20 protein-coding genes, 1 tRNA gene and 2 rRNA genes are annotated in these 17570 nt (G+C 69.4%); 10 read left to right on the top strand and 13 right to left on the bottom strand.

Annotated elements, in window-relative coordinates:
* Window positions 1-46 precede the first annotated feature (46 nt).
* The 5 genes from E3328_RS00110 to E3328_RS00090 all read right to left on the bottom strand — a co-directional run bounded on the left by E3328_RS00110 (window position 47) and on the right by E3328_RS00090 (window position 5630).
* A complete protein-coding gene (locus E3328_RS00110; protein WP_135362605.1) occupies window positions 47-1249 on the bottom strand; it encodes a methionine adenosyltransferase in 1203 nt (400 codons plus the stop codon).
* 60 nt (window positions 1250-1309) lie between these two features.
* Window positions 1310-1885 carry a class IV adenylate cyclase gene (gene cyaB / locus E3328_RS00105; RefSeq protein ID WP_135362604.1) on the bottom strand — a complete coding sequence of 192 codons (576 nt, stop codon included), beginning with the start codon at window positions 1883-1885 and terminating at the stop codon, window positions 1310-1312.
* A gap of 106 nt (window positions 1886-1991) precedes the next feature.
* On the bottom strand, window positions 1992-2768 hold the full coding sequence (locus tag E3328_RS00100; RefSeq protein WP_135362603.1) for a ZIP family metal transporter: 777 nt from the start codon (window positions 2766-2768) through the stop codon (window positions 1992-1994).
* 153 nt (window positions 2769-2921) lie between these two features.
* Window positions 2922-4259: a class-III pyridoxal-phosphate-dependent aminotransferase gene (locus tag E3328_RS00095; protein WP_135362602.1), complete on the bottom strand. Its 1338-nt coding sequence runs from the start codon at window positions 4257-4259 to the stop codon at window positions 2922-2924.
* A gap of 93 nt (window positions 4260-4352) precedes the next feature.
* A complete protein-coding gene (locus E3328_RS00090; RefSeq protein ID WP_135362601.1) occupies window positions 4353-5630 on the bottom strand; it encodes an MgtC/SapB family protein in 1278 nt (425 codons plus the stop codon).
* 105 nt (window positions 5631-5735) lie between these two features.
* Here E3328_RS00090 and E3328_RS00085 point away from each other — a divergent pair, with 105 nt between their 5' ends.
* Window positions 5736-6992, top strand: a complete 1257-nt coding sequence (locus E3328_RS00085) for an AI-2E family transporter (protein WP_135362600.1) — start codon at window positions 5736-5738, stop codon at window positions 6990-6992.
* Here the strand turns inward: E3328_RS00085 and E3328_RS00080 are convergent.
* Window positions 6989-7264 carry a PadR family transcriptional regulator gene (locus E3328_RS00080; RefSeq protein WP_123539147.1) on the bottom strand — a complete coding sequence of 92 codons (276 nt, stop codon included), beginning with the start codon at window positions 7262-7264 and terminating at the stop codon, window positions 6989-6991. The genes E3328_RS00085 and E3328_RS00080 overlap by 4 nt on opposite strands.
* Before the next feature lie 257 nt (window positions 7265-7521).
* On the opposite strand from E3328_RS00080, the gene E3328_RS00075 reads away from it, so the two are divergent.
* Window positions 7522-7800, top strand: a complete 279-nt coding sequence (locus tag E3328_RS00075) for an amphi-Trp domain-containing protein (RefSeq protein ID WP_135362599.1) — start codon at window positions 7522-7524, stop codon at window positions 7798-7800.
* 473 nt (window positions 7801-8273) lie between these two features.
* On the top strand, window positions 8274-8993 hold the full coding sequence (locus E3328_RS00070; protein WP_135362598.1) for a DUF7117 family protein: 720 nt from the start codon (window positions 8274-8276) through the stop codon (window positions 8991-8993).
* A gap of 21 nt (window positions 8994-9014) precedes the next feature.
* Here E3328_RS00070 and E3328_RS00065 read toward each other — a convergent pair whose 3' ends face one another.
* Entirely contained in the window at window positions 9015-9905 is an 891-nt protein-coding gene (locus E3328_RS00065; protein WP_135362597.1) for a tetrahydrofolate dehydrogenase/cyclohydrolase catalytic domain-containing protein, read from the bottom strand.
* A 107-nt stretch (window positions 9906-10012) separates the two neighbouring features.
* Window positions 10013-10195, bottom strand: a complete 183-nt coding sequence (locus E3328_RS00060) for a hypothetical protein (RefSeq protein WP_135362596.1) — start codon at window positions 10193-10195, stop codon at window positions 10013-10015.
* 205 nt (window positions 10196-10400) lie between these two features.
* On the opposite strand from E3328_RS00060, the gene E3328_RS00055 reads away from it, so the two are divergent.
* The 3 genes from E3328_RS00055 to E3328_RS00045 all read left to right on the top strand — a co-directional run bounded on the left by E3328_RS00055 (window position 10401) and on the right by E3328_RS00045 (window position 13279).
* Window positions 10401-11477, top strand: a complete 1077-nt coding sequence (locus tag E3328_RS00055) for an mRNA surveillance protein pelota (RefSeq protein ID WP_135362595.1) — start codon at window positions 10401-10403, stop codon at window positions 11475-11477.
* A gap of 153 nt (window positions 11478-11630) precedes the next feature.
* Complete coding sequence (locus tag E3328_RS00050) at window positions 11631-12791, top strand: sensor histidine kinase (RefSeq protein WP_135362594.1); 1161 nt, start codon at window positions 11631-11633, stop codon at window positions 12789-12791.
* 41 nt (window positions 12792-12832) lie between these two features.
* A complete protein-coding gene (locus E3328_RS00045; RefSeq protein WP_135362593.1) occupies window positions 12833-13279 on the top strand; it encodes a pyridoxamine 5'-phosphate oxidase family protein in 447 nt (148 codons plus the stop codon).
* Window positions 13280-13289: 10 nt separating this feature from the next.
* On the opposite strand, the gene E3328_RS00040 is transcribed toward E3328_RS00045, so the two are convergent.
* Window positions 13290-13490: a hypothetical protein gene (locus E3328_RS00040; RefSeq protein WP_135362592.1), complete on the bottom strand. Its 201-nt coding sequence runs from the start codon at window positions 13488-13490 to the stop codon at window positions 13290-13292.
* Window positions 13491-13701: 211 nt separating this feature from the next.
* Window positions 13702-13785 (bottom strand) — tRNA-Leu (locus E3328_RS00035).
* A gap of 228 nt (window positions 13786-14013) precedes the next feature.
* On the opposite strand from E3328_RS00035, the gene E3328_RS00030 reads away from it, so the two are divergent.
* On the top strand, window positions 14014-15108 hold the full coding sequence (locus tag E3328_RS00030; protein ID WP_167837257.1) for a S1C family serine protease: 1095 nt from the start codon (window positions 14014-14016) through the stop codon (window positions 15106-15108).
* A gap of 66 nt (window positions 15109-15174) precedes the next feature.
* The gene (locus E3328_RS00025) at window positions 15175-15498 is read left to right on the top strand and encodes a DUF7967 family protein (protein WP_135362591.1); all 324 of its coding nucleotides are present in this window, start codon (window positions 15175-15177) and stop codon (window positions 15496-15498) included.
* Window positions 15499-15510: 12 nt separating this feature from the next.
* Here E3328_RS00025 and E3328_RS00020 read toward each other — a convergent pair whose 3' ends face one another.
* A complete protein-coding gene (locus E3328_RS00020; RefSeq protein WP_135362590.1) occupies window positions 15511-15918 on the bottom strand; it encodes an acyl-CoA thioesterase in 408 nt (135 codons plus the stop codon).
* Between the two features lie 124 nt (window positions 15919-16042).
* Between E3328_RS00020 and E3328_RS00015 the strand changes: the two genes are divergently transcribed.
* Window positions 16043-16537, top strand: a complete 495-nt coding sequence (locus E3328_RS00015; protein ID WP_135362589.1) for a DUF309 domain-containing protein — start codon at window positions 16043-16045, stop codon at window positions 16535-16537.
* 173 nt (window positions 16538-16710) lie between these two features.
* A complete protein-coding gene (locus E3328_RS21630) occupies window positions 16711-16881 on the top strand; it encodes a hypothetical protein (RefSeq protein ID WP_167837256.1) in 171 nt (56 codons plus the stop codon).
* A 246-nt stretch (window positions 16882-17127) separates the two neighbouring features.
* Here E3328_RS21630 and rrf read toward each other — a convergent pair.
* Window positions 17128-17249: ribosomal RNA gene (rrf, locus tag E3328_RS00010) — 5S ribosomal RNA — on the bottom strand.
* 142 nt (window positions 17250-17391) lie between these two features.
* Window positions 17392-17570 (bottom strand): 23S ribosomal RNA (locus E3328_RS00005); the annotation flags it as partial.

Below are 17570 nucleotides of genomic sequence, written 5' to 3'. Positions count from 1 at the left end.
CGGCGGCGACGGGCCGCCGACCGGACGCTCGTCCGGCGGCGGCCGCTCAGAACGTCGAGAGCTCGCCGTCGATGACGCGGCGGGTGATGTCGGTGACGTTCGCGAGTTCCTCGTCGATGGCGGCGGCGACCTCGTCCTCGATGTCGGCGACGGAGACGCCGTCCTCGGTGACCAGCGTCGCGTCGGCGACGTGCGGCTCGTCGATGGGACTGCCGATCTGACTGAGCAGCCGCAGCTGGAGCTGGCGGATGCCGTCCACGTCCGCGACGACCGACTGGGCGATCTCGGTGCTGAGGAGGTTGTAGATCTTCCCGATGTGGTTGACGGGGTTCTTGCCGCTGGTGGCCTCCATGCTCATCGGGCGGTTCGGCGTGATGAGGCCGTTGGCGCGGTTGCCCCGGCCGACCGACCCGTCGTCGCCCTGCTCGGCGGAGGTGCCGGTCGTCGTGAGGTAGATGGCGCCCTCGTCGTAGTCGTCGGCGGTGTTGACGTGGACGGTGACCTCTCGGTCGGTGTACTCGGCGGCGACCTCGCCGACGTACTCGCGGACGCCCGCGACCGTCTCGCGGTACTCCTCCAGGCTCCCGACGTGGGCGTCGACCGCGGCGGCGGCGACGGTCACGTCGATGCGGTCGCCCTCGCGCTTGCCCATGACCTTGATGTCCTGGCCGACCGCCGGGTTCTCGTCGCTGTACTCGCCGTTGAGCCGGCGCTCGACGTTCAGGACGATCTCCTCGGTCTCCGTGAGGGGGGCGTGGCCGACGCCGTAGCTCGTGTCGTTGGCCATCGGGACCGACCCCTCCTCGCCGAAGACCTCCTGCAGGTCGCCGCTGCCCTCGCCGAGGCGCACGTCGACGATCACGTCCGTCCCCACGTCCAGGTGCGGGAAGTTCGCCTGCAGGTAGTCGCGGGCGGCCTCCAGCGCGATGGTCTCGGCGGGGATCTTCGTCCCCTCGTACTCCTTGGTCGCCCGACCGACGATCAGCAGGTAGATGGGCTCCTGCACCTCGCCGCCGCCGAACGCGGGCGCCGCGTTGCCCGCGACCAGCTGCGTCTCGTCGGTGTTGTAGTGCAGCACCGTCCCCACGCGGTCGAGGTACGTCTGTGCGAGCGCCTGGGAGACGCTCTCGGCGATGCCGTCGCAGATCGAGTCGGGGTGGCCGAGCCCCTTCCGCTCGACGATCTCCACTTCCTGGTCCTCGACGGCCCGTCCGGCCGCCGGCTGGACGCTCACGTTCCTGTTCGTCATTGTCTCCGCGTTGGATACCCCCACTCGTATAACTTGCGGAAACCGGAACGCCTGATCTAATTACTCGCTCGCATCATCCGCGAGGAGGAGCCCGAGGTAGGAGGTGCGGATCTGTTCGTCGGGATCCAGACCGAGGTCGTCGAGGACCGCGCGGGCGCCCTCGCGTGCGGTCTCGATGTCGTCGTCGGCGGTCTCGGTCTCGACCTCGACGAACTCGCCGAGGCCGTCGACGCTGTCGAGCGTGACGGTGTAGCCGTCGAGGCGGTAGTGGGCCCGCTCCTTTCGAACCGTGGCGGCCGGTTCGAAGCCCAGGCCGTCGAAGATCCCCACGACTGCCTCGGCGTCGGCGACGGTCGTCTCGTGCTCCTCGCGCGATTTCGACTCGGCCTCCAGCAGCGGCCCCTTGTAGGTGATCTTCGTCGTCTCCGGGCTGCCCTCGTCCCCGGGCCCGTCCGACGCCGGGCTGTGCTCCCGGCGGATCCGCAGCGCCTCGTCGGTCTCCGCGAAGTCCCGGTGGGGCGCGTCGTAGTAGGTGTCCGCCTGGACGACGCTGTCGACGAACTCGGCGCCCGCGGCCTCCAGGGCCGGCTCGACCGCCTCGTGGTCCGCGCGGACCTTGACCTCGACCTCGTACATGGACGGGCGAACTCGTCTCGGCGGCAAAAGCGCGCCGCTCTCGTGCCGTGGTGCGGGACTCCCACGGCGACCCGTACCGGGACGCTCCAACCCCCGAAGACACCGTTCAGAGCAGGAAGGTCACCAGGAAGCCGACGGCGGTCGCGAGGGTGACGTACGGGCCGGCCTCCTCGTAGGCGTCGGGGTAGATCTCGCCGGCGAGGCTGGCGAGGATGGCGCCGGCGGCGAACGCGCGGACCGCTGCGATCCAGTAGTCCGGGAGCGGCGGGAGCAGGCGGTAGCCGGCGATCACCGCCCCGCCGACGACGACCGCGGTGACGACCCAGCCGGCCATCGTCTTCCGGTCGCCGTGCGTCTCGGCCATGTTCGTGCCCGACATCATCGACTGGGAGCCGTTGGTGACAGCGAGGCCGAACAGCAGCGCCAGCGCGCCGTGGAAGTCGCCGGCCAGCAGCGATCCCATGGCGGCGTTCTCGGGAATGCCGTCCGTCGTCACGCTCGCCCACAGGCCCACGCCGTTCTCCTCGGTGTCGTCGTCGGCCCAGCGGTCGATGGCCACGTCCAGCGTCCCGAAGACGAGGATGCCGACGAGGAAGTAGCCGGAGGCCGGGTACTCGCCGATGTTCCGGAAGGCGGGCCCGAACAGCTCGAAGGCGAGCGAGATGACGAGCGACCCGCCGCCGACGGCCAGAAGCGCCGCCTGCCACCGCCGAGCCGGGCTGACCCAGATCCCGACGGCCGACCCGACCAGCAGCGACAGGGCCGACACCCCCGCGTAGAACCACGGGTTCGAGAGCGGGGCCTCCCCGCCCGCCTGCAGGACCGCGAACCCCACCGCTCCGGGCAGGGACGCTCCGGCGAACCACGGGACGACCGCGAACACGGCCGACCGTCTGGCCGGATCCGAATATCTATTCGGCGATTACCCCGGAGTAGGGTCGGCGTTTGGACGGACCCAGGGCTCGACCGGCTGGGAGTTCGACCGGCCCCGGCGGAATCGAGCGAGGGCGGTCGGGCCGCGTCCCCGATCTGGCGGTCAGGCCACGTCACCGACGGCGGCGGTCAGCAGGTCGACGCCGAGGTCGATCTCCCGCTCGGTCACGTCCAGCGGCGGGAGCACGCGCAGCGTCTTGTGGCCGCAGCCGAGCGTCAGCAACCCCCGCTCCATCGCCGCGGCCTGCACGTCGTCGCGCCGTTCCTTCGTGTCGAACTCGACGGCGAGCATCAGCCCCTTCCCGCGCACGTCGACGACGGGGCCGAGGTCGGCGTCGCGCATCGATTCGAGGAACCCCCGGCCGCGGACGACGGCGTTGTCCATCAGGTCGTAGTCGTCGATCACGTCGAGCGTGAGCGCGCCCTGCAGCGCCGAGACGATGTCGCCGGCGCCCCACGTCGAGGAGAGTCGACTGGTTTGCTCGGGGAACACCTCCTCGCGGGAGATCGTCGCGCCGACGCGCAGCCCCTTCGCGCTCGCGATCACGTCGGGGTCGAACGGGTAGTGGTCCGACGCCCAGAACTCGCCGGTGCGGCCGACGCCGGACTGGATCTCGTCGGCGACGAGCGTCAGGTCGTGCTCCTCGCACAGGTCGGCGATCTCCCGGGCGAACGCGTCGCTCGGGAAGCGGTAGCCGCCCTCGCCCTGGATAGGCTCCACGATCAGGTAGGCCACGTCGTCGGGGTGGACGGCGCCGCGCTTCGGGTCGAGCAGTTTCCGCAACTGCGAGCCCTCGCCGGTGAAGAAGCCACAGGAGCAGGAGTCGGGGCCGCAGGTGCGGTCGTCGCAGAACGGCACGTCGTGGACCTTCGAGATCTCCGGGAACTCGCGGCGGTAGACGGACTTCGAGCGGTTGAGCGAGAGCGCGCCGAGCGTCCGGCCGTGGAAGCCGCCGCGGAAGGTGATCCCGTAGTCGGCGCCGGTGTGGTCGTAGCTGATCTTGATGGCGTTCTCGACGGCCTCGGCGCCGGAGTTCGAGAGGAAGACGGTGTCCATTCCATACTGCGCGCTCCGGTCGGTCAGCCGGTCCATCAGGTCCGCGGGCGTCGGGAACGGGTGGTCGCCCAGTTCGCCGCTGGCGACGTAGAAGTCCTGGCCGGCGATCTTCATGGGGTCTACCAGATCGAACCCCTCCATGCGCTCCATCAGTTTGGGGTTGTTGTACCCCAGCGGGGAGGCGGCGACGTGGCTGGTGAAGTCCATGAGGACGTTGCCGTCGACGTCGGTGCAGAACGGTCCCTCCGCCGGTTCGGTGTAGTCCCAGACGAACTCGTAGACGTAGGTGCTCGGGGCGGCCGTCTCGTGGTGGAACTCGACCCACTCCCGGGCGCGCTCGCCGGGGATCGACGACACCGCGGGCTCCGCCGTGTCCCTGTCCATGCCGGCAGTGAGGCACAGTCGCAAGTTAAGTGATCTGACGGGCGCTCGCCGGTCGGCCGCCGGTCGCGGTGGTCCCGGGCGTCGACCAGCCCCTCACAGCGTCGCGCCGACCGTGACGGCGCCGGCGGCGACCAGCAGGACCGTGCTGACCGTCGCGGTCTTGACGGCGAACTCCCGGTCGGGGCCGGCGAAGGTCAGCCCGGCCTTGACGACGATGCTGGAGGCCGTCGCGAGGAGGATGGCGAAGACGGCCGCCTCGCCGGAGAGGCCGCCGCCGCGGTAGAGGATCACCGCCGAGGTGGTCGCCCCGGCGCTGGAGACCAGCCCCGTCAGCGCGGCGGTCACGTAGAAGCCCAGCCGGCCGAACTCGGCGGCGGCCAGCCCGCCGGCGACGATGACGACCAGGAACAGGCCGCCGAAGCTCAGGACGTTCCGCAGCGAGAAGGGGCTCTCCAGGTCCATCTCCAGGTTCTCCGTCCAGTCGGCGGTGTAGCCCGCGATGGCGATACTCCCGAGTATCACCGCGCCGAGCGGGACCACGGCCCCGAGGAGCAGCCCCGTCTCGAAGGTAAAGACGAGCGCGATGACGAGGTTGCGGGCGGCCATGGCCGCGTCGGCCAGCAGGATGGCCGCGACGGCGTAGGAGCTCACCGCGGGGCGCTGTTCGACGTGGTCGAGCATCGCGCCGACCACCGCCGTCGAGGAGGCCAGTCCGCCGAAGAAGCCGGTGACGGCGATGCCGCGGCTCCCGTAGGTCTGGACGATGGCGTAGTTGACGATGCCGATGGCCGCGACGGTGACGACCATCAGCCAGATGACCCGGGGTTCGACCTCGACCATCAGGTCGGCGGCGCCGACCTCGTAGCTCCGGGCGGGCAACAGCGGGTAGACGACGAACGCGAGGATGGCGAACTCCGCGGCCGACCGGAGTTCGGTGCGGGTCATCCCCCAGGCGAAGCTGTGCAGTTCCCGCTTGAGCACGAGGAGGAGTGCGGAGAAGACCGTCACCGTCACCGCCTCGATGGTGTAGGCGCTGGCGACGAGCGTCCCCACGGCGTAGGCGACCAGCATCGACATCGACGTGGTCAGCGACAGCCCCTCGTCTTCCGCCTCGTCGGCAAGCAACCCCCTGACCGCCAGCAGCGTCCCCTGGACGATGACGAGCGCGCCGCCGACGACTACCAGCGGCGTCGAGCCCAGCACGGTGAACGCCGCGCCGAGCATACTGATCAGCGAGAACGTCCGCACGCCGGCGGACTTGTGCGACCACTCCCGCTCCAGCCCGAGGAACAGGCCCAGCACGCCCGCCAGCGTGATCTGGAGCACCTCCTGGTCCAGCGGGACCGACGACAACTGCGCGACTCCGAACACTGCCCGACGTATGCCGTTCTCACGTATAAATAGCGGGGCGTTACCCCGGCCGGGTCCGTGACCGGACTGGCCGTTTTATGCCCGATCCGACCCACTGCGCGGACGATGGTCGAGTTCGAGTTCGACCCCGACTGGGGGCGAATCGGCTGGGCGGCGGTGGGGATAGTGCTCGGGCTCGCCCTGCTGTGGGTGCTGTACTCGTTCGTCGGTACCTTCGTGTTCGCGCTGTTCATCTACTACTCGACGCGGCGGGTCCACGGGGAGATCCGCGACCGGGTGGGCCAGCGGTCCGTCTCGGCCGCGCTCGCGCTGGTCACGCTCGCGCTCCCGGCGGTGCTACTGTTGCTGTACGCCACGGCCATCGGCGTCCAGGAGCTCCAGGAGTTCGCCGGGACGACCGACCTGGGCGAGTACATCGCGGTCGCCGACCCCTACCTGAACGTCACGCAGGCGGTCGAGAACCCCCGCGGCGTCTTCGAGGGCGCCGGCGGGATGGACCTGGTCGGCCCGTTGCTCTCCCGCGGGACCAGCTACCTGGGCTTTCTCGGGACCGGGCTCCTCCACCTGTTCGTCATCTTCGCCGTCGCCTTCTACCTGCTGCGCGACGACCACCGGCTCGCCGCCTGGGTGGCCGACTTCGACGACGACGGCCCGACCGTCTTCGAGGAGTTCGCCCGCGAGGTCGACGACAGCCTCGAACTCATCTTCGCCGGCAACATCCTCAACGCCGTCGTCACGGCGACGGTCGGTGCGATCACCTACAGCGTCCTCAACGTCTTCGCGCCCCCCGAGGTCGCCGTCCCGTACGCCGCCCTGGTCGGCCTGCTGACCGGTATCGCCAGCCTGATCCCGGTCGTGGGGATGAAACTCGTCTACGTGCCCGTCTCGATCTACCTCGCCGCGACCGCGTTCACCGAGGGGACGGGCTGGGTGTTCGTCGGCGCCTTCGTCGCGGTCTCGTTCGTCGTCGTCGACGTCATCCCGGACCTCATGGTCCGGCCGTACGTCACCGGCGGGTCGCTGCACACCGGGAGCGTGATGTTCGCGTACATCCTCGGCCCGCTACTCTTTGGCTGGTACGGCCTGTTCCTCGGGCCGATGATCCTCGTCTTCCTCACGCACTTCGGCGGAGTGGTCGTCCCCGCCCTGCTCGGCCGGGACCGACCGGACGAGGGCGACGGCGCAGCGGCTGACGGGTCGGCGACGGAGGACGAAAGCGGGGACGGCGTGACCCGCGACGCGGACGCGGCCGCCGGTGGATCCCCCCCGACGGACGACGAAGCCACTACACCCGGCGGGGAAGCCGCCGGGAGCGACGACGGACCGGACGCGTCCGGCGATACGTCACGCGGTGACCCCTAGAGGTCGACGTACTGCTCTTCCCACTCGCGGCGGGCCTCAATCTCGCGGCGGCCGCGCCGGGTGAGGCTGTAGAAGTTCGTCCGCCGGTCGCGCTGGCCCTTCTCGACGAGCCCCTTGTCGACGAGCGTGTCCAGGTTCGGGTACAGCCGGCCGTGGTGGATCTCCTTCTCGTAGTACTCCTCGAGCTCCTCCTTGATCGCCAGCCCGTGTGGCTCCTCCTTCCCCGCGATGACGTACAGCAGGTCACGCTGGAATCCTGTCAGGTCGTACATCGGTAATGTCCGTTCGTAATTTACTGTCGGATATTGATAAATATATCGACTGATGAGCGGGGCAGGATATGCGAACGCCCGGATTACTCCGGCGTTACCCGCTCTCCCATTGCTAAATCCGCTGACGAATACGCGGTAGCGCTCGTATTCGCTGGATTTCAGGTATCGCCCTCGAAACGTCGTCCCGCCGGTCGACGGACGGCGGCGCTGCCCCGACGGGGGCGGACACTTATCTCCGGTGGGCGCGTACGGGGAGTATGCCCGAGACAGTCCTCTTCGAAGACGAGCGGCGACTCTCCCGGACGGACACCGCCTCGTATCTCCGGACCGTCGCCGACCGACTGGAGACCGGCGAACCGCTGACGCTCGAAACCGGCGCGGACTCCATCACGGTGGACGTGCCCCGCGAGGTCGAGTTCGAGGTGAAAGTCGAGCGCGAGGGACCGGCCGACGGCCCCGGCGAGCTCGGCCTGGAACTCGAACTCGAGTGGGACGAGGACGCCGACGCGTCCGACGACTCGCTGTCGATCAGGTGACGCGGTCGCTCGCCCGCCGCCCGTCCGTTCGACGGCTGGTTCCGGTCGACGCACGGTCGTCCCGGTGACGACCGGCGACGGAGCGACCGCTGTGTGGCGGTAACGGCGACCTACCGGGCGCGCCCCCGGGGTATCGGCTCCGCACACTGCACGCGCCGGTGTCCGATCCGGTACAGCGAGCGTAGCCTCGGCTCGCGAGTCGAGGTCACGAAAGGAATGGAAAGCGGCCGTGTGGGGGAAAAACCCACGCGGCCGCTTGCCGCCCTGAATTGGTCCCCGCTGACGCTTCGGCCCTCCAAGCGAAGCGTCACCTGTACATCCGGCCGGGAACAACTTAAAGATACCGACCCAGGATCGCATCGCCATCTGACGGTCGGCTAACGTGTTTCCGGCCGGGGTGCGAGCGGGGACACGACTGCCGTTTCGGCCGTTCGACCGCGTCGACTTTAGGCGTTCGGCCGCAAGGCCGACGTATGAAGATCCGCGGCGAGCGCGAGTGCCAGGAGTGCGGGACCCGCTGGTCGTACTACGAGACGGGGAGCGTCGTCTGCCCGGACTGCGGCAGCATGCGGAGCGTCGGGCTCGACGACCCCACCGAGCACACCGCCGGCAGCGCCGAGTTGGACCTGACCGAGATCCGGGGGCTCGTCGACGACCAGCCGCTGGCGGACGTGGCCGAGGCCGCCGCCGAGCGCTGCCGGGAGTACCTCCGCCGGTCGGGGTTCGTCAGCGGCGGCGAGTTGCGCCCGCTCGACGACACCTACCTCGCGGCGGCCGAGCTCCGGCTCGCCGGCGAGGCGGTCGCCCGCGCGATGCGCCTCTCCGACGACGAGGGGTACTACTTCCTCGAACTGCTCCGCGGGGCCGACGCTGGCGAGCGCCCGCCCGCCGACGCGGTACCCGAGTCGATGCGGACGGTCCGCGGGCTCGCCTACGCCCGCGCGGTCGACGCCTACCGCTCGGACCTGCGGCGGTACCTCGACGACAACCCCGACGAGACCGTCGGGTCCCTGCTCGCGACGCTGCGCGACCACCAGAAGCGCATCGAGGCGCTCGACGGCGACGTGTCCCCCCGCAGCGCGGGCGAACTCGTCTACATCGTCCGCGCCATCGGCCGCGCGCTGGCCGACGACGACGAGACCGCCCTCGCCGAGGCCCAGCGGCGGCTCGACGGGTTCGAGGTCGACCTCTGAAAGGACGGGGCGGGAAACCCGTTACAGCGCGCGCTCGACGCCGGACTGCAGCGCGGCCGCGTTGACGGTGTTGTACAGCAGCATGGCGCGGGTCATCGGGCCGACGCCGCCCGGGACCGGGGTGATCGCCGACGCTTTCTCCGTCGCGCTCTCGAAGTCAACGTCGCCGACCAGCTCGTAGCCCTTCTCGGTGTCGGCGTCGACCTGGTTGATGCCCACGTCGATCACGACCGCGCCCTCGCCGACCATCGACCCGTCGATCATCTCCGGGACGCCCGCCGCCGCGACGAGGATGTCCGCCGACCGGGTCTGCTCGGCGAGGTCCTCCGTCCGGGAGTGACAGACGGTCGTCGTCGCGTTGCCGCCCGCCGCCTTCTGGATGAACAGGTTCGCCATCGGCTTGCCGACCAGCCGCGAGCGGCCGACGACGACGGCCTCCGCGCCCTCGGTCTCCACGTCGGCCGCTTCGAGCAGGCGCTGGATGCCGTGGGGCGTGCAGGGCTTGTAGCGGGCGTCGCCGGCGACCAGGCGGCCGATGTTCTCCGGGTGGAGCCCGTCCACGTCCTTCTCGGGGTCGATGCTGCGGAGGACCCGCCGGTCGTCGACGTGGTCTGGCACCGGCATCTGCACGAGGATGCCGTTCACGTCGTCGTCGGCGTTCAGCTCGTCGATTGTGTCGTACAGCTCCTCGGCGTCGGCGTCGGAGTCGATGTCCACGTCGACGGTGTCGATGCCGACCTCCTCGCAGTCGCTCTGTTTCATCGAGACGTAGGTCTCGCTGGCGGGGTCGTCGCTCATCAGCACCGTCGCCAGCGTCGGCGTCACGCCCTCGGCTTCGAGGGCGTCGACCGCCTCGCTCACCTCGTCGCGCACGTCCTCGGCGACCGCGTTGCCGTCGATGGTCTCGGTCATACTCCAACGGGCGCGACCCGAGGGCAAGAAGGTCCCGGAAACAGGGCCGGGACAGTCGACACAGTCGACACAGTCGCGGACGGCCTCGCTCGCGACCGACGCGGCGGTCAGGGCAGCAGTTGCTCCTCGCAGGCGCCACAGACGAACAGGCCGTGCGACTCGGTGAGGTCGGTCACCGTCTCGCAGAGGTCACACTCCCGGTAGACCGTCCGCGAGTAGCCGTCGGCCGCTTCGACGGGGTCGTTCGGGCCGAGCGACGCGCCGCCGGCCCCGGAAGGTGGGTGGGTCACTGTCGCCCGAACTAGCGGGTGCGGAGTGAAAACCGTAGCGCCGAACGGGGCCGTGGTGAGTGGTCGGGGACCGTGGCAGGCATTCGGGGACCGCGGTGGGTGTCCGATGGCAGAGCGGGCAGCCCCGCTCCGGGCGGCCACCGTCGCGGACGCTCCCGTCGCGCGGAATAACAGCACACTTGCCGCCGGAGGCAGAGATGCGAGTATGCAGGTCAACGACCGCCACCCGACGACGGAGGGTCGGGAGCGGGTCACCCTCGTCCCGGAGAGCCTGGACGACCTCTGGCATCTCACCTACGTCGTCGAGCCGGGCGACCTCGTCTCGGGCGACACGACGCGGCGCATCCAGCGCAACGACGACGACATGCGCGACACCGGCGGCGAGCGCGAGCACATGTGGGTCGAACTCGAAGTCGAGACCGTTGAGTTCGCCAAGTTCGCCAACCGCCTCCGGGTCGGCGGCGTCATCGTCGACTGCTCGCGGGAGGACCAGCTCGACTTCCACCACACGCTCAACGTCGAGCCCTTCGAGGAGCTGGAGGTCGAGAAGGTCTGGAAGCCCGACCAGGAGGACCGGCTCGAGGAGGCCGTCGAGGCCGCGGAGAACCCGGACGTGGCCATCGCGACCGTCGAGGAGGGGGAAGCCCACGTCCACACCGTCGCCCAGTACGGGACCGAGGAGCGGGCGTCGATCACGGGCCCGACGGGCAAGGCGGCGTGGGGCGACGGCGCCCGACCCCGCGAGGAACTGTTCGAGGAACTCGGCGAGATCCTCGAACGGATGGACATCGAGGCGGTCATCTTCGCCGGGCCGGGGTTCACGAAGCGGGACGCGCTCGACTACATCGAGGAGAACGCCTTCGACCTCCCGGCGCAGGTCACGACGGTCGACACGACGGGCGTCGGCGACCGGGGCGTCCACGAGGTCCTCAAGCGCGGCGCCGTCGACGAGGTCCAGACCCAGACCCGTATCTCCGCGGAGGCCGACCTCGTCGACGAGCTGACCGAGCGCATCGCGACGGGCTCGGAGGTGGCCTACGGCCCCGACCAGGTCGCCGAGGCCGCCGAGTTCGGCGCCATCGACCAGCTGCTCGTCCTCGACGAGCGCCTGCGCGCCGAGCGCGGCGAGGAGGGCGACTGGGAGATCGACGTCGACGAGCTCATCGAGACCACCGAGCAGAAGGGCGGCGAAGTGACGGTCTTCTCCGGCGAGTTCGACCCCGGCCAGCAACTGCGCAACCTCGGCGGCATCGCCGCACTGTTGCGCTACCGGATCGACTGATGGCGTCGACGAACCGACGGCCGGCCCGGCCGAACGCACGGTCCGCCGTGCCGAACGGCCGACGGCCCGCGACCGCCCCGTCTCACAGCTGATAACGGCGGGGAAAGGGTTTACCTGGGAGTTTCCGAAGGTGGGACAACCACTCGGGGCCTCATGGGATTCGAACAGCGCCAGGACTTCGCGCGGCAGGTCGCCGACCTCAACAAGTACGGACAGGCGCTGAACCAGTGCGAGTCCGTCGACGAGGTCGTCTCGCTGACGCTGGAGGCGATCACGATCCTCTTCGAGCTGAGCGACGTGACCGTCGTCGAGGTCCGCGACGGCGACCCCCACGTCGCCGGGAGCACGAACCCCGAGGTCTCCGCCGGCGGCACGCCCAGCGAGGTGGCGAAGCGGGCCCACGGGACCGGCGAGACCGTCACCGCTACCGGCGAGGCGGCCGGCCGCGACGCCGACGACGACACCACCGCGACGCTCGCGGTCCCCGAGGGCATCGTCGACGAGACCATCTGCGTCATCGTCGTCCGCTCAACCTCGGCCGAGGCGTTCGGCGACGAGGTCGTCCGGCCGATGGAGATCCTGGCGACCCACGCCGCGACGGCCATCAGCAACATCCGCTCGCGCGAGCGGCTCGAACGCGCCCGGCAGGATCTGCAGACCCGCAAGGAGATGGTCGAGCTGTACGACCGCCTGCTGCGCCACGACATCGGCAACGACCTGCAGGTCATCGCCGGGTTCGCCGACGCCGTCGCGGACATGGTCGAAGACGAACAGGCCAGCGAGTACGTCGCCAGGATCGAACGCGCCGCGAGCAACTCCGCCGACCTCGTCGAGCGGGTGGGCGACCTGGTCTCGACGCTCGAATCCCAGCGCGAGCCCGAGCCGCGGGACCTGCGCCCGCTGCTCGAAGAGACGGTCCGCGACGCGACCGACCAGTACGGGTCGCTGTCGGTCGCCTTCGACCCCGCGGCGTTCGAGTACCGCGTCTACGCCGGCGACCTGCTCGACTCCGTGTTCACCAACGTCCTCACCAACGCCGCGGTCCACAACGCGGGCGCGGTGACCGTCGACATCTACGCCGAGGCGCCCGCGTCCGACCGACTGGTCGTCGGGATGGCCGACGACGGGAGCGGGATCGACCCCGACCTCCGCGACGACATCTTCGAGATGGGCGTCAAGGGGCCCGACAGCGAGGGGACCGGGTTCGGGCTCGGGTTCGTCCGCGCGCTCACCGAGTCCTACGGCGGGGCCGTCGAGGTCCGCGAGAGCGACGCCGGCGGCGCCGACTTCCGCGTGGCGCTCGAACGGGTCTGACCATTTATCCCCCTGCCGTCCGACCGTCCGGTAGAGCCCCGATGGACGAGATCACCGGCGACTGGGACCGCGAGCGGACCGAACAGTTCCTCGACGAGCAGACGATCCCGGTCCGGCTCGCGACCCACACGCCGGCGGGCGGCCTCTGGATGCTCTCGCTGTGGTACCGCTACCGCGACGGCCACGTCGAGTGCGCCACCGGCGCGAACGCCACGGTCGTCGGGTATCTCCGCGAGAACGCCGACATCGCCTTCGAGATCTCGACCAACGACGTGCCCTACCGCGGCGTCCGCGGCGCGGGCACCGCCGCCGTCGCCCCCGACAAGGACAAGACCGTCCTCCGCGACCTCGTCGAGCGCTACCTGGGCGACACGGACTCGAAGCTCGCCCGGCAGTTGCTCTCACCCGAGCGCGAGGAGGTGCGCATCCGGATCGACGTCGACCGCGCGTACACCTGGGACTTCTCCGACCGGATGGGCGGCGGGTGACGAGCGGTCGCTACTCCGACCCCTGGGCCTCGTCGGCCCGCTCCAGGATCGACTCGGCGATCTCGCGGGCTTCCTCCGGCGTGTACAGCGTCTGGTCGCCCCACGACTGGTCGATGCGGACGTAGCCGTCCCTGGTGTCGATGTCGAAGAAGGCGGTGTGTTCCAGCGGTGGCACGTCCAGCGGGTTGGCCGCCGTGTCGTCCGTTGCCATACCGCATTCTCCGCGCTGGATTCCCATAAACCTGCCCCCGGCGGCGGGATTTCTGGACGGAGCTTTCGCTCGGGGGACGATTCCGTGAGAAGTTTGCGAGGGAAGACCGCTCCGCTCGCGGGGCGCGCGTCGCGCACCCCGCTCGCACCGAGGCCGTCCGTTCGGCCCCGCGGGCCTTCCGCACTGGCGAGGGACCGCGTGGGTCCTGCAGTGCGAGGGAAGGGATTTGAACCCTTGGACCCCTACGGGAGCGGATCTTGAGTCCGCCGCCGTTTCCTGGCTTGGCTACCCTCGCACGCACGCGGACGTTCGGTTGAGCCGCTTGAATAGGCTACGGTCTCGCCGTCCTGCGACCGACGGACGCTCCCGCTGACCGACGACGGCGGTATCGACCGCTTATCGACGCCGCCGCGCCGGTCGCGCGAGTAACCGCTCCCAACTCCGTTCCCGACCGCGATTTGACCGTGCCAACGCGACGAAACGATTCGGGGTGACTTCCGCGGGGCGAGGCAACGCGGAGACGATGCAACGGACAACGACAGCGGTACTCCTGACGGTTCTGCTCGCGGCGGGAAGCGTCGGCGGCGTGCTGGCGCTCGCCCCCGGGGCGGCACCCGTCGCGGACACCCAACAGGAACAGCCAGCCTGCGACTACCAGTCGCTGTTCGACGAGACCACCGACTCGGTCGTCTCCGTCCGGACGAGTTCCGGGCAGGGCTCCGGGTTCGTCTACGACGCCGGGAACGCGACCGGCGCGAACGCGACCGGCGACACCTACGTCGTGACCAACGCCCACGTCGTCGGCGACGCCGCGGCGGTCGAGATCGAGTTCGACGACGGCGAGTTCCGGTCGGGGTCGGTCGTCGGCCGCAGCGCCTACGCCGACCTCGCGGTGGTGAACGTCTCCGACGCGCCCGCGGGGACGAGTGCGCTCTCGATCGCCGACGCCCCCCAGCGCGGCGAGCGCGTCGCGGCGCTGGGCAACCCGCTCGGCCTCGAAGAGACCATCACCCACGGGATCGTCAGCGGCCTGAACCGGACGCTGCCGACCGAACTCGGGTTCGAGATCCCCGACGTCGTCCAGACGGACGCGCCGATCAGCCCCGGCAACTCCGGCGGCCCGCTGGTGAACTGCGAGGGCGAGGTCGTCGGCGTCAACACGGCCGGCATCGCCCGGCAGGGCGCCGAGAACATCGGCTTCGCCGTCTCCCAGTCCGTCGTCGAGCGGGTCGTCCCCGAGCTCGTCGCCGACGGCGAGTTCGACTACCCGTTCCTCGGCGTCCGGACGACGCCCGTCACCCCCGCGGTCGCCGACGCCAACGACCTCAACCGCACCGCCGGTCTCGCGGTCGTCTCCGTCCTGGAGGACGGCCCCTCGGCCGACGCCGTGCAGGGCGCGACCGAAGTCGAGTCCGTCGGCGACCGTCCCGTCCCCGTCGGCGGCGACGTGATCCTCGCCATCGACGGCCAGCAGCTCGGGAGCGGCGAGGCCCTCGGTACGTACCTCCTCACGGAGACCGAGCCGGGCGACACCGTCGAGTTGACGGTCCTCCGCGACGGCGAGGTCCAGCGCGTCGAGGTCACCGTCGGCGAGCGACCCGACCCGACGGAGACCTGACCCGTCGACTCCCACGCCGTCGGAATCCGACGAACGCCTATCCGCCTCGGGCGCCTACCCGTCGGTATGACCGACGACCCGGTGTCCCCGACGAGCGGAACGGCTTCGACGGCGAGCGAGGAGGCCGTCCGCGTCTGGCTCGTCGAGCGCACCTACTCCGACGACGAGCAGAACATCATCATCCTCGTCTACGCCACGCCGGACGGCCGGCGGTACTTCCGCAAGGAGCGCGCGCTGACGAGCTTCACAAGCGACGTGCGCGAGACGACCGCCGCGGTCGACGTGCCTCCGCGCAACCTCGGGACCGTCACCGACCCCGAGGAACGCGAGCGCTACGCCGCCGAAGCCACGCGGATGGCCGACAGCTACGACCCGGACGATACCGTCTGAGCCGCGCCCCGTTCACTCGTCCAGCCCTTCGAACTCGCGGACCCGCGCGCGCCACGCCTCGGGGATCGGCCGCGACTCCCTGGTCTCGGGGTCGACGAACACCTGTGTCGTCTCCGCCTCCGCCACCAGTTCGCCCCCCTGGCGGAGTTCGTACGCCATCGTGAAACTCGACTCGCCCATCCGGACGACCGAGACGCCCACGTCGACCGTCGTCAGCTCGGTCACCGACGACCGGAAGTCGACCTCCAGCGACGCGACGACGGCGGTGAACTCGTCGATCTCGTCGAGGCCGAGCACCTCCTCGACGTAGGCCACCCGCGCTTCCTCGCAGTAGGTGCCGTAGACGACGTTGTTGACGTGCCCGTACGTGTCGAGGTCGCGGTAGCGGACCGGGACTTCGTGTTCGAACGCGGCGTCCATGGCTCCCCCGTCGAGCGGTAGCGGGTTAACGACCACGGGTTCCGCCGCGCGCCGGTCGGTCGACTCTCCACGACCGTCGCCCGGACCGACGGGATTACACTCCGGGCGCCCCGAGTGTCCGCCGATGGACGAACACACCCGGGACTACGGCGTCGGGCCGCCCACGTCGGGCGATCCCACCGGGTGGCGGGCCGACCGCGGCGCGTCCAACGGGTGGGAACACGGCACGCTCCGGCGCGCGGTCGTCCACGGCGTCGCCCTGTTCAACGCCGGCGAGTACCACGAATCGCACGACTGCTTCGAGGACGAGTGGTACAACTACGGCCGCGGCACCGTCGAGAGCAAGTTCCTCCACGGGATGGTCCAGGTCGCCGCCGGCGCGTACAAACACTTCGACTTCGAGAACGACGACGGGATGCGTAGCCTCTTCAAGACGGCGTTACAGTACCTTCACGGCGTCCCGGATGACTACTACGGAGTCAACGTTCTCGGCGTCAGAACCACGCTCACGAACGCGCTCAACGATCCAAGCGCGCTAGAGGAGTGGCAAATAGAACTAGACGGGGAGCGACCGGAAGCCCGACCGGAGGATTACGAACACGCCGAACGCCTCGAATGAGTCGCTCTCTGTCGGCGAGTTCAGTTCGACATCGGACCTGACGAACAGACCCCGTGGACATTCGATTGCTGTCTGAGGGCACATCGTCCACGTACTATCACGCTGACCAGGGTCATATTTTCCAGCTGCCACAATCTATATTGTCCCCCTGACCGATACCGGACTCTACGGCCATGGTCGACTACTACGAAGTGTATTACGTGAAGAACGGAGAAGAGAAACACCACCCTGTCGCCGCAGACAGTAAAGAAGAGGCCCGCAGAAAGTTTGAGGAGTCTCCGCCGGGTCAAGCGACGGGATACGATTCGATCGACCGCGTCGAGTTCGACCACAGCGTGGAGTAGCCCTCTCCGCCGCGAGCGCAGCTCTGAAGCCACACTCGTCCCCGGCCCGGGCCTCCCGATCCCCCGTCCCGTCACCGCCGAAGTCGACCCCGAACCGTACTTCATCCTCGAACGAGCTGCTTGGCCCGGTTTAGCCGCACTGCGAATACGGCTGTCGCTCCGCGTATAAAAATAGCAAACCCCCGACCAGCCGTGGCTGGTCGAGGGTGATGAATGTGCCCGGCCGGATGATGGCCGGAAGATGAGTGGAGGCGGCGAACCAGGTTTCCCAGAGACTCTCGTACTCCAGTACTCGCCGGAACGCAGGCGGGCTTAACTTCCGTGTTCGGGATGGGTACGGGTGTAACCCCGCCGCTATGGCCGCCCTAACGCCGATCCGCGGAATCGAACCGCGCGCCCGGACAATATCCGGGACGCCAGTATCGGTGATTCGATGGCGACGACCGTAATGTACGTGCAATCCAGGTTCCGCCTGGACCCGTATCACGGGTCCGTGTATCCAATGCGGTATGATTGGTGGCTTCGGTCAGTTAGTGCTCGCGGGCTGAACATCTCGTTGCCTCGATGCGCACACCCCGAGTCTATCGAACTCGTCTTCTACGAGTGACCTCGGCGGTATCTCTTTTCCAGGTGGGTTTCCGGCTTAGATGCGTTCAGCCGTTACCCCGTGTGGCGTGGCTGCCCGGCAG

Source organism: Halosimplex halophilum (genome assembly GCF_004698125.1).
Taxonomy (GTDB): domain Archaea; phylum Halobacteriota; class Halobacteria; order Halobacteriales; family Haloarculaceae; genus Halosimplex; species Halosimplex halophilum.
The sequence above is the reverse complement of the archived record's forward strand: the minus strand, read 5'-3'. Positions and strand labels throughout refer to the sequence as shown.